An 11,618-nucleotide genomic window follows, 5' to 3' on the forward strand; every position below is an offset into this window, starting at 1 on the left:
ATTGGCGATCCGCGCGCGGTACATCGTGGGCACGGCATCGGCGCCAACTGCGCGAGACGCAGCTGGTGTTCCAAAGCATGGTTGGATGCGGCACACATGCCAAGCTGCAGCACCAGAAGAAGCCTCGGTGCCGAACCGACAGCGCGGGCGCGCACGGCGATCAGCATTTGCGACTGTGCTCCAGCGCAGGCGATGTCCGTCTGCCGCATGCCCTCCACCGGCAATGACGCACGCAGCGGTTTCTGCCGACATACACGCATGCCAGTTGCACCTTCCGATCACCGTATGCAGGAGTCCATGGCGTGTCCAGTTCGCAGTTGATCCTCACCGTCAGCGGCGCGCAGGCCGCGCAGTTCGGTGCCAGCGCGCAGAAGCGCTTTGCCGGCACCGGCGGCAGCATCGGCCGCTCCGACGAAAGCGATTGGGTCCTGGCCGCGCCCGGTGTCTCGCGCACGCATGCGGTGGTGCGCTTCCTCAACGGGATGTATTTCATCGAAGACCGCAGCACCAACGGCATGTCGCTCAACGGCACTGCGCTGACGCGTGCGGACCCGTCCGCGCTCAGCGATGGCGACCGCCTGCAGCTGGACAGCTTCGAGATCCAGGTGCAGGTGCAGGCGTTGGCTGCAGCATCGCCGGCAACACCGGTATTCGACCCGCTGCCAGATGCGATGGACGACCGCACCCAGGTTGCGCCACCGCCGTCGACGCTGCGTGCCCCCTCCGCCACAGCGGGCTTCGATCTGCTGGAGTTCGGCACGCCGCCTGCGGCGCGGCCTGCGGTGGACGCAGTGTTGGACGATCTGCTGCTGAGCGGCGCACCCCGCGAGCTGGATCCGTTGCGCCTGCTCGACCCGTTGCCTGCGCCGGCACGCGATGCCAGCCCCAGCGCGTGGAATCAGAGCAACGCCCGCCACGACCATTTCCGTCCGCCGGCCAGTCCCGATGCACGTGCCACCTTGCCGGAAAACTGGGACATGACGCTTGGCGATTTTGCGCCACCCGCGCCATTGCCTGCGGTATCGCCCATGGCCACGCCGGTGGCTTCGCCATTCACGCCGCCGGCGGCGCCGGTTGCAGCCGCAGCATCGGCGGCAACGACGGTGCCGCCGGAGCTGGATCGCATCTTCGCCATCGTGGTCGACGGCGTCATGGACGTGCTGCGTGCACGCGCAGAGATCAAGAACACCTTCCGGCTGCCGGTCACGGTGATCCAGCGCTCGGAGAACAATCCGCTCAAGTTCGCCGCCACCGCCGAAGATGCGCTGCAGAAGTTGCTCGCACCGCCAAGCGCGTCGTTTCTGTCCGGCGTGCCAGCGTTCGAAGATGCCTTCGACGATATCCGCTGCCATCAGATGGCGATGCTGGCCGGCATGCGCGCGGCCTTCGACGCCATGCTGTTCCACTTCAGCCCGGACCGCCTGGAGCAGGAAGCCGACGCCGGCGGCAAGCGCCTGAGTTTCGGTGGCAAGGGGCGTTACTGGGAGCGTTACCGCGACAACTTCGAGCAGCTACGCAGCGACCCGGACGAATGCTTCCGTCGCCTGTTCGGCGATGAGTTCGCGCGTGCCTACGAAGCGCAACTGGCGCGCCTGAAATCGGCACGGCGGCAGCCGGCGGGGCGCGGGATCTAGAACGCTTCATCCAATCGCATCCCGTCTGCACGGGCACACCGGCGGCGTTGCCGGCGCGCTAGTCAGGCAGAGTCTTGACGAACTCGATGAAGGCGCGCAGCGCCGGCGGTGTGAGGGTGCGATTGGGGTAGTACAGGTACGGGCCCTGGAATGGCTGCCACCACGGGCGCAGGATGGGTTCAAGCGCACCTGTGTCGAACTGCGGCTGCAGCCATTGTTCGAACAGATGCAGAATGCCGCTTCCGGCGATCGCCGCCTGGATCGCCAGCTCGATCCCGCCGCCGATCTCCACCAGCAATTGCCCCTGCGGAACGATGGTGACCACTTCACCGTCGCGCTCGAACTCCCACTCTGCAATGACGCCGCTTGGGAAGCGCCCGCGGATGCAGTCGTGGGCAACGAGTTCCCGCGGGTGGGTGGGGCGTCCGCGCCGGTCCAGGTAGCCTGGCGCAGCCGCCGTTGCGATGCGTTGCACGCGCGGGCCGATCGGGATGGCCACCATGTCCTGCTGCAGCCGTTCGCCATAGCGGATGCCGGCGTCGCAGCGTGCGGCGATCACGTCGACAAAACTTTCTTCGGTCAGGATCTCCAGCGTGATGTCCGGGTACGCCGCCATAAACGCCGGCAGGATCCTCGGCAGCACCAGGCGCGCGGCACTGACCGGCACGTTCAGCCGCAGCGTGCCGGTCGGCGTATCACGAAAGGCGCTGACCACCTCCCTGGCGTTCTCCAGTTCCAGCAAGGCGGGCGCGATGCGTGCCAACAACGCATTGCCTGCATCGGTGAGCACCACGCTGCGTGTGGTGCGGTTGAACAGCCGCACGCCGAGCGATGCCTCCATGCGCTTGATCGCATCGCTATAGGTCGATGCGCTCACGCCCGCGCTCTTGGCGGCTTCTCGAAACCCTCCCGCGCGCGCCACGCGCACGAAAGCCTCCATGTCTGCCAGGTGACCGCTCATTGTTCGACAATCCGTACGGCCCGTCCGCTTTGTACCGGATTGTCGCACAAGGGCGGCCTACGTACAGTTCCCTTGCGCCGCGGTAGCGGCCACGCAGTCGCCGCAGCGCACGTCCCGCGTTGCTTCTTGCTTCTTCAAGCCACGCGAAAGATCCCGTCGCAATCTCGGCGTGTCCCAACACACGCGGCGGTTTTGGCACATCAACCGGATACACACCAAAAGGATTCCCATGAACAACGGCAAGCCCCTTGGCGGCACATTGACCCTGCCCGGCACCACCCTTGGCATCAAGCGGATGGGCTACGGAACCATGCAGTTACCCGGACCGCATGTCTGGGGACCTCCGCGCGACAAGGCATCGGCCTTGTCGGTGTTGCGCGAAGCAATCGCCCTGGGCGCCAACCACATCGACACCGCGCAGTTCTACGGCCCCGATGTGTCCAACGCACTCATCCGCGAAGCACTGCATCCCTATCGCAGCGATCTGGTCATCGTGACCAAGATCGGTTTCAGCCGCGGCCCCGATGCTTCGTGGAATATCGATGTGTCGCCTGCAAGCCTGAGGCGGCAGGTGCATGAAAACCTGCAGAGCCTCGGCCTGGAGACACTGGACGTGGTCAACGTGAGGCTGGGCACGGCAATGGACACCGACGAGCGTTCGATCGCCGAACCGGTCGCGTGCCTGGCCGAGCTGCAACGCGAGGGCCTCGTACGCCACATCGGCTTGAGCAACGTCACTGCGCGACAGTTCGAACAAGCGCAAACACTGGCCAGCATCGTCTGCGTTCAAAACCAGTACAACCTGGTCAAGCGCGACGACGACGCCTTCATCGAGATGCTCGCGCAACAGGGTGTGGCCTATGTTCCGTTCTTTCCGCTCGGCGGCTTTTCGCCCCTGCAGTCGGAGCTGCTGTCGGGCGTTGCCAGGCAGGTAGGCGCGACGCCGAAGCAGGTTGCACTTGCATGGCTGCTGCAGCGCTCGCCCAACATCCTGGTCATCGCGGGAACATCGTCGGTGACGCACCTGCGCGAGAACTTCGCATCCGCCGAGCTGAGCCTGTCGGCCGAGCAGGTCGCAACGCTCGATGGCATCGCTGCCGAGGCCAGTGGCGCTCAATAGGAAGGTGGGCGGCAACATGCCGATGGAGATCGGCCAACCCGTCTCCGCGCAATCGCCAGGCGGGTGCCTACGCACCATCCAGGCCGCCCAGACGACTCGCGAGGTCTTGTTGGCCGCTCCACGATGCGCCTGCCGCATCGACACCGCAGGCCTGCTCTCACGGCCAGCGCCCCACAGCCCAACGTCTCGCCCAATGACCGCAACGTGACCGGCTGACGGCAGCGGCGCATGCGTTGGCGCCTGTCCGACAGGGCACGGCGCCTGAGACGTTTTGACGGGTGACCACCTTGGGTGCGCCGCAGAATCGCTCCACCGACACGCATCGGCGGTGCGGCGCTTGCGTCGGCAATGACCGCCGGGCGTGCCGCGTGCAACGCAGCTCAATGCACCCGACAACGCAGCGCGCAGGCGTTCCTGCAGGCATGCCTGGCAGTCGCATGCAACGCGGTGTGGACGCCTGTGCGCTGCATCGGTGGCCGACCTTTTTCTCAGCGGGTGGATCATGCAGAACAACAAGGTCGTGTGGAGCGAAGGGCTGTTCCTGCGCCCGCAGCATCTGCAGCAGCAGGAACGCTACCTGGAGCGCTACGTCGACCTGCGTGCGGCGCGGTTGCGGCCGCATGCCTGGGGCGTGAGCGAGCTGGAATGGGAGACCGATCTGCTGGCGGTCGGCAAGCTGGGCCTGCGTCGTGCGCGTGGCGTGTTCGCCGATGGCACGCCCTTCGCCATGCCGGGCGACGACCCGCTGCCGGTGGCGCTGGAGGTCGAGCCCACTTGCCGCGACCAGATCGTCTATCTCACCGTGCCGCTGCGGGTGCCGGCGCAACCCGAACTGGGGCGCCCGGAATCGCCGGCCGATCAGCTGTTTCGCTACCGCGTGCGCGAGACCGAGAGCAACGACGCCTCCGGTAGCACCAGCGAAGCGGTGTTGATGGAAGTCGGCGGGTTGAGCACGCGGTTGCTGCCGCACTCGCAGCCGTTGGAAGGGCTGGACCGCATCGCGGTGGCGCGCATCATCGAGACGCGCGCCGACCGCCAGGTGGTGCTGGACCCGCATTTCATTCCCAGCGCGATGGTGTGCCAGGCGGCGCCGCGCTTGACCACGTTTCTCACCGAATTGCTCGGCCTGTTGCATCAGCGCGGTGAAGCGCTGGCATCGCGCGTGACGCTGACCGATCGCGGCGGTGCTGCCGATATCGCAGACTTTCTGCTGCTGCAGCTGGTCAACCGTTGGCAGCCGCAGATGGCGCATTGGGCCGCCGCGCCATTGGCGCATCCGGAAGAGCTGTTCCGTGCCCTGGTGGCGCTGGCCGGCGAATTGAGCACGTTCACCGCTGCCAGCAAGCGCCCCCCTGCATGGCCCGCCTATCGGCACGAATCGCAGCAGGACAGTTTCGAGCCGGTGATCGGCGCCCTGCGCAGCAGCCTGAGCGCAGTGCTGGAACAGACCGCCACGCCGCTGCCGATCCAGGCGCGCAAGTTCGGCGTGTGGGTGGCGATGGTGCCGGACCCGGGCCTGCTCGACAGCGCAGCGTTCGTGCTCGCGGCCAAGGCCGACATGCCCAGCGAAGAGTTGCGCCGGCAATTGCCCGCGCACGCCAAGATCGGGCCGGTGGAGCAGATTCGCGATCTGGTCAATCTGCAGTTGCCCGGCATCGTGGCCACGCCCATGCCGGTGGCGCCGCGACAGATTCCGTATCACGCCGGCTATCTGTATTTCGAATTCGACAAGAGCGCAGCGTTGTGGCGAACGCTGAAGACCTCCGGCGGTATCGCATTCCACTTCGGCAGCGAATTCGCCGGGCTGGACCTGCAACTGTGGGCGATCCGGAGCTGAGCATGAGCCGACCTGTTGCCGATCTGGCGCCAGCCTACGCCGCACCGCTGCCGGCCGCCGAGGGCGGCGGCGTGCCCAGCGAAGATACCGACATCAGCGAACTGCTGGGCCGCAGCGTCAACCCGTTGGTGCAGGCCGCCACGCCGCTGCTGCTGTTGGCGGTGCAGTTGCGCCACAGTGCGCAATCGCCCGATGTGGCCCGCCTGCGCGAGCAGGTGATGGCGCAGGTGCGCCGCTTCGAACAACGTGCACGCGATGGCGGCGCGCCGGTGGAGGCGGTCACCGCCGCGCGCTACGTGTTGTGCGCGCTGCTGGACGAAGCGGTGCTCAATGCGCCGTGGGGCGAGCGCAGCGGCTGGTCGCAGAAGACATTGCTGGTCACCTTCCACAGCGAATCGTACGGCGGCGCCAAGTTCTTCCAGATCCTGGAGCGCTTGTGCGCCGATGTGCCACGGCATCTGGACTTGATCGAGCTGATGTACCTGTGCCTGGCGCTGGGGTTCGTCGGCCGCTACCAGATCGAGTCCGGCGGCATGGTGACGCTGGCGGCCATCCAGGACGATGTCTATCGCCGCATCCGTGCGGCGCGCGGCCCGGCGCCGGACAGCCTGGCCCCGCGTTGGCGCGGGGTGGAAGACCGCCGCCGGCTGGGCCGCTATCTGCCGGTGTGGGCGGCTACGTTGCTGGGGGTGAGCGTGGTGGTGGTGGCGTTCGTGTGGTTGCAGGCGCGTTTGAACAGCCTGTCCGCACCGATCAGTGCGCAGGCTGCCCAATGGGGCATTGCGCCGGCCACGCCGCCGGACGCTGCGCCTGTGCCGCCGCCGCCGGTGCGGCTCAAGCAGTTGCTCTCCGCGCAGGAACGCGCCGGCCTGCTGCGCGTGGACGAACAGGCCGACGGGCAGACGCGCGTGCGCCTGAGCAGCGCGGCGATGTTCGCCTCCGGCGGGGTGGAGGTGGAGCCGCAGCAGCGCGGCTTGATCGCGCAGATTGCAGCGGCCATCGAGCAATTGCCGGGGCGGGTGATCGTGGTCGGGCACACCGATGACGTGCCGGTGCGCTCGCTGCGCTTCCAGGACAACTACGCCTTGTCGGCCGCACGTGCGCAGGCGCTTGCGCAGGTGTTGCAGGCGCAGCTGAGTACGCCGGGGCGGGTGGACGCCATCGGCGCTGGCGATTCGCAACCGATCGCACGGCCAGTGCAATTGCCGGCCAACCGCGCGCGCAATCGCCGCGTGGAGATCCTGTTCCAGCCTGGGGAATGACGATGAAGACGCTGTTGTCCAAGCTGAGCGCAACGGTGGTGGTTGGCCTGCTGGCGCTGTGCCTGCTGTGGGTGGGTGGGCCGTATGTGGCGCTGGCCGGCTGGAGCCCGCTGAGCAGCGTGGCGGCGCGGCTGCTGGCGATCGTGTTGCTGGTGGTGGTGTGGGTGGGCGTGCTGGCGCTGCGCCGCTGGCGCACGCAGGCACGTGCGGCGACCTTGTCCAGCGCGCTGGCGGCGCCGGGCCGCGACGACGACCGCGAGCTGCGCAGCGGGCAGGAACGCGCGCAGCTGCAGGCGCGCTTCCAGCAGGCGATCCAGTTGCTACGCAAGCGGCGCGGCGGCGCCGATCTGTACACGCTGCCGTGGTATGCGCTGATCGGCCCGCCCGGTTCGGGCAAGAGCACCTTGCTGCAACATTCGGGCCTGCAGTTTCCGCTGGCTGCGCGCATGGGCGATGCGGCGTTGCGCGGCGTCGGCGGCACCCGCGATTGCGAATGGTGGTTCACCGACGAAGCGGTGTTGCTGGACACCGCCGGGCGCTATACCACGCAGGATTCGGACCAGGCGGTGGATGCCGGCGCGTGGCGCGATTTCCTGCGCCTGCTGCGACGCTATCGCCCGCGCCGCCCGCTCAACGGCGTGTTGGTGACGATGAGCATGTCGGACCTGTTGCTGCTCGACGATGCCGAGCGCGACACCCACATGCAGGCGATCCGCCGCCGCCTGGACGAACTGGCCGAGCAGTTGCAGGCCAGCGTGCCGGTGTATCTGATCTTCACCAAGTGCGATCTGATCGGCGGCTTTGGCGAGTTCTTCGACGATCTGACACCGGCGCAGCGCAACCAGGTGTGGGGCATGACGTTTGCGCTGGCGCAGACCCTGGACGGGCAGGCGGCGCGCAGGTTCGCCGACGAGTTCGGCGTGCTGCAGCAGCAGCTGAGCGCGCGCCTGTTCGAACGCCTGCACCTGGAACGCGACCGTCTGCGGCGTGCGGCGATCCTGTCGTTTCCGCAACAGGTTGCCGCACTCGGCGAGCGTGCGCGGCAATTCGTCGAGGGCACCTTCGCCGGCAATGCGTATGGCCCGGCACCGTTGCTGCGCGGGGTGTACTTCACCTCCGGCACGCAGGACGGCACGCCGATCGACCGCATGATGGGCGCGGTGGCGCGCACCTTCGGCCTGGAAGAAGCGCGCGTGCAGGCGCCGGGCGCGCAACGGCGCACCTTTTTCGTCGAGCGGCTGCTGCGCGAGGTGGTGCTGCGCGAATCCGGCCTGGCCAATACCCCGCCCACCCGGCAGCGCCGCAGGGCGTGGCTGCAGGCCGCCGCGTACGCGGGTGTGGCGCTGCTGACCGGCGCAGTGCTGGCCGGGCTGGGGCTCAGCTACGTGGGCAACCGTGCGTATCTGCATCAGGTACGCGCTGCGCTGGACGCGCGGCCGGCAGTGCCCGATCCCAATGCCGCCACCGGCATGCCCGAGTACGTCGCGCGCACCCTGCAGCAAGCCGATGCGACGCAGGCGGTGGTGAAGGTGGCGCAGCAGTATCACGCCGGCGCGCCGTGGTCGTTGCGCATGGGGTTGTTCCAGGGCCAGGCGGTGGGCGAGCAAGTGCAGGCCGGCTACCTGCGTCAGCTCAACGCCACCTTGTTGCCGGCCTTGGCGGTGCGCCTGCGCACCGGTCTGGTCGATAACGCACAGGCACCGCAGGCGCTGTACTACACGCTCAAGGGCTATCTGATGCTGGGCCAGCCGCAGCATCTGGACCCGGCGCAACTCAGCGCGCTGGCCGCCATCGAAGCGGCAAAATTGTTCCCGCGCGAGCCGGCATTGCAGCAGGCGCTGGGTGCGCATCTGCAGGCCGTGCTCGATTCGCCCACGCGCGTGCGTGCGCTGTCGCTGGACAACCAGCGCATCGCCCAGGCGCGCGCCAGCCTGCGCGCCGCCGACCTATCGACACTGATCTACGGCAACCTGTTGCTGACCCCGCCGGACGGCACGCCGTTGCGGCTGGATAAAGCGCTGGGCCTGCTGGCCGACACCTTCGTGCGCCGCAGTGGCACGGCGTTGTCCACCCCGGTGCCGGCGCTGTACACCCAGCCGGTATTCGCCGCGTTGCAACGCGATGGCATCGGCCAGGCGGTGGAACGCTTCGGCCGCGACGATTGGGTCTTCGGCGGTGCGGCGCTGGATGCGTCCGCCAAGGCCACGCTGGTGCGCGAAGTGGGGCAGCGCTACACGGCCGATTACATCCGTTACTGGGATGCGTTGCTGGCCGATCTGCAACTGCGCCCCTCGGCCGATCTGGCCGGTGCCAGCGCCACGGCCGCCAAGCTGGCCGGGCCCAGTTCGCCACTGCGGCTGCTGCTGGGCGTGGTCGGCGAGCACACCCAGGCAATGGACCGCGCACCACCGGCAGACCCCGCGCAGCGCGCGCTGGCCGCTGCCGCCAACTCGGCAGGCACCAAGGTGACTGCCGCCGCGGCCAAACTCCCCGGCGGGGCGGCGATGAGCGCCGCGCTGGCCACGCCCGCCGAGGGTGGCGCAGCTGCAGTGCCAACACCGGGTGCGGCGATCAGCGAGCATTTTCTGGCGCTCAACGCCTTGGCCGCCGGCGCGCCTGGCAGCACCCCGCTGGACCATCTGCTGAGCGTGCTCGATCAGCTCGGCAGGCAATTGCTGGTGATTTCCCAGGGCGGCGGCGATGCCGCGGCGGCTAGCGCGCAACTGGCATTGGCCCGGCAGGAAATGGCGCAACTGCCGCCGCCGGTGACCGACTGGCTGCAGAGCCTGGCCGGCAGCAGCGCCACCTTGATGACCCAGGGCGCACGCGCCGCGCTGGATGCGCAGGTCAGGCAATCGGTGGGCGAGGTGTGCACGGATTTCGTGCGCGGCCGCTACCCGTTCGATCCGCAGGCGCAGGTGGAGATCCCGCTGCAGAATTTCGGCGAGTTGTTCGGTAGCGGCGGCCGTCTGGATGCGCTGTATACCAGCACCGTCAAACCGCTGCTGGACACCCAGTCCCCGCAATGGCGCTGGAAGGATGGCCCGGACGCGGTCATCGGCGCGCCCGGTCTGCCGGTGCAACTGCAACTGGCGCAGCGGATCCGGCAGAAATATTTTCGCGGCGGGCCCACGCCGCAGATCGGCTTTACGGTGCTGGCGCCCACGCTGGGCGAAGGCGTGACCCGGCTGACGCTGGATATCGAAGGCCAGCGCTACGACTACCAGCCCGGCGCGGCGCAAAGCATGCCGATGATCTGGCCCGGGCCGGTGCCGGGGCATGTGTCCATCGCCGCCTTCGGCGCCGATGGCGTGGCGCTGGGTACGCTGGACTACCAGGGCGATTGGGCGCTGTTCCGCGCGCTGCAGGCCGGGCACCTGGAAAACCCGTCGGACCTGCGCTTTGTCGCCCGCTTCGCGCTTGGCGGCCACGACGTGCAGGTGCCGCTGCGGGCCGGCAACCTGCGCCACCCGTTTCTGGACAGCGACGTCCAGCACTTCGCGTGCGGCCGATGAGCATGCCGGCGCACGAACCACTCGGTTTCCACGGCAAGTTGCCCGGCGTGGGCGACTTCGTGCAGCGGCGCCTGCCGGCCAGCTTCGTGCAGCCGTGGGACCTGCAGTTCGCCAACTGCCTGGACACGGCGCGCCAGCAACTCGGGCAGCACTGGCCTGGCGCGTATCGCAACAGCGGCCTGCGCGCGTTTGCGTTGGGGCCGGGCGTGTGCGGCGCGCAGGCCTGGGCCGGCCTGCTCGGCCCGGGCGAAGACCGCGTGGGGCGCTGTTTTCCGCTGACCGTGGCAATGCCGTTGCCGCACCTGTGCCTGCCGTCGGCGGCATGGTTCGGCGCGGTGGCTGCGTGCCTGGGCCGCAGCTTGCGCGCACGCACCGATGCGGCCGGATTCGATGCCGCGCTGCGCGCGCTCGGCGTGCCGGCCGCGCCTTCCAGCACGCATGTACCGGCGCCCGGCCAATCGCTGTGGTGGCGGTTGGGCGCGGCCGCGCAATCGATCGACGGGCTGCCCACCGCCCAGATGTATCTGGAGTGGTTGCTGGCCGAGCAGGACATCACCGAGGTGACCCGATGAGCGCGCCCTACCAATCGGCCGGGCACACCGAGACCGGCAAGGTGCGCCGGCTCAACGAAGATGCCTTGCTGCTGCGCGAAGACGCCGGCCTCTGGGTGGTGGCCGATGGCCTGGGTGGCCACAGCGCCGGCGATTACGCCAGCCAGCTGCTGGTGCAGCGGCTGAGCGCATTGGTGCGCCCGGCCGACCTGTGCGATTTCCTGGATGCCATCGACGACACCCTGGCGCAGATCAATCGCGAGCTGCTGCAGGTTGCGCGCGAGCGCCGCGTGGACATGATCGCCACCACCGTGGTGGTGCTGGTGCACGACCCGGATTTCATGCTGTGCGGCTGGGTCGGCGACAGCCGCATCTACGCGCAGCATGGCGGCCCGCTGCGCCAGCTCACCCGCGACCACGTGCACGGCGTGCGCGACGATGTCACCCAGTTCGGCAGCGCACACGCCAGCGCCGCGGCGGCCGGCGTGCTCACGCGCGCGGTGGGTGCGCAAGAGCCGCTGTTCGTCGATTGGGTGCTGATGCCGAGCCTGCCGGGCACGCAGTTTCTGCTGTGCAGCGACGGCATCAACAAGGAAATCCCGGACCCGGAGCTGGATGCCGAATGCCATCGCTTCGGCGATCCACGCGCGCTGCTGGCGCGTCTGTTCGAATTGGCGATGGGGAGGGCGGCACGCGACAACGTCACCGCCGTCGTCGTCCGCCTGCAGGAGTAAGTGC

General features: G+C 68.4%; 8 protein-coding genes. 7 read left to right on the top strand and 1 reads right to left on the bottom strand.

The window, feature by feature from the left end; genetic code table 11:
* The first annotated feature begins 302 nt into the window (after positions 1 to 302).
* Complete coding sequence (gene tagH / locus J7396_RS16820; protein ID WP_209261769.1) at positions 303 to 1,634, top strand: type VI secretion system-associated FHA domain protein TagH; 1,332 nt, start codon at positions 303 to 305, stop codon at positions 1,632 to 1,634.
* 58 nt (positions 1,635 to 1,692) lie between these two features.
* Here tagH and J7396_RS16825 read toward each other — a convergent pair whose 3' ends face one another.
* A complete protein-coding gene (locus J7396_RS16825; protein WP_209261785.1) occupies positions 1,693 to 2,574 on the bottom strand; it encodes a LysR family transcriptional regulator in 882 nt (293 codons plus the stop codon).
* 250 nt (positions 2,575 to 2,824) lie between these two features.
* On the opposite strand from J7396_RS16825, the gene J7396_RS16830 reads away from it, so the two are divergent.
* From J7396_RS16830 to J7396_RS16855, 6 genes are all read left to right on the top strand, one after another.
* On the top strand, positions 2,825 to 3,715 hold the full coding sequence (locus tag J7396_RS16830; protein WP_127165309.1) for an aldo/keto reductase family oxidoreductase: 891 nt from the start codon (positions 2,825 to 2,827) through the stop codon (positions 3,713 to 3,715).
* A 502-nt stretch (positions 3,716 to 4,217) separates the two neighbouring features.
* Positions 4,218 to 5,552, top strand: a complete 1,335-nt coding sequence (gene tssK, locus J7396_RS16835; protein ID WP_209261786.1) for a type VI secretion system baseplate subunit TssK — start codon at positions 4,218 to 4,220, stop codon at positions 5,550 to 5,552.
* Complete coding sequence (gene icmH, locus J7396_RS16840; protein WP_209261770.1) at positions 5,534 to 6,814, top strand: type IVB secretion system protein IcmH/DotU; 1,281 nt, start codon at positions 5,534 to 5,536, stop codon at positions 6,812 to 6,814. The genes tssK and icmH overlap by 19 nt, the downstream gene beginning before the upstream one ends.
* A complete protein-coding gene (gene tssM / locus J7396_RS16845) occupies positions 6,811 to 10,329 on the top strand; it encodes a type VI secretion system membrane subunit TssM (protein ID WP_209261771.1) in 3,519 nt (1,172 codons plus the stop codon). Before icmH ends, tssM begins: the two co-directional genes overlap by 4 nt.
* Positions 10,326 to 10,901, top strand: coding sequence for a type VI secretion system-associated protein TagF (gene tagF, locus J7396_RS16850; RefSeq protein WP_008574079.1), 576 nt, complete (start codon positions 10,326 to 10,328; stop codon positions 10,899 to 10,901). The genes tssM and tagF overlap by 4 nt, the downstream gene beginning before the upstream one ends.
* Positions 10,898 to 11,614, top strand: coding sequence for a PP2C family serine/threonine-protein phosphatase (locus J7396_RS16855; protein WP_008574082.1), 717 nt, complete (start codon positions 10,898 to 10,900; stop codon positions 11,612 to 11,614). Before tagF ends, J7396_RS16855 begins: the two co-directional genes overlap by 4 nt.
* The last annotated feature ends 4 nt before the right edge of the window (positions 11,615 to 11,618 follow it).

This window comes from Xanthomonas sp. A1809 (genome assembly GCF_017746015.1).
Taxonomy (GTDB): domain Bacteria; phylum Pseudomonadota; class Gammaproteobacteria; order Xanthomonadales; family Xanthomonadaceae; genus Xanthomonas; species Xanthomonas euvesicatoria.

Coding starts and splice junctions, on each gene's coding strand:
- J7396_RS16825 (WP_209261785.1), bottom strand. CDS start 2,574: ATGGAGGCTTTCGTGCGCGTGGCGCGCGCGGGAGGGTTTCGAGAAGCC.
- J7396_RS16830 (WP_127165309.1), top strand. CDS start 2,825: ATGAACAACGGCAAGCCCCTTGGCGGCACATTGACCCTGCCCGGCACC.
- tssK (WP_209261786.1), top strand. CDS start 4,218: ATGCAGAACAACAAGGTCGTGTGGAGCGAAGGGCTGTTCCTGCGCCCG.
- tssM (WP_209261771.1), top strand. CDS start 6,811: ATGACGATGAAGACGCTGTTGTCCAAGCTGAGCGCAACGGTGGTGGTT.
- tagF (WP_008574079.1), top strand. CDS start 10,326: ATGAGCATGCCGGCGCACGAACCACTCGGTTTCCACGGCAAGTTGCCC.
- J7396_RS16855 (WP_008574082.1), top strand. CDS start 10,898: ATGAGCGCGCCCTACCAATCGGCCGGGCACACCGAGACCGGCAAGGTG.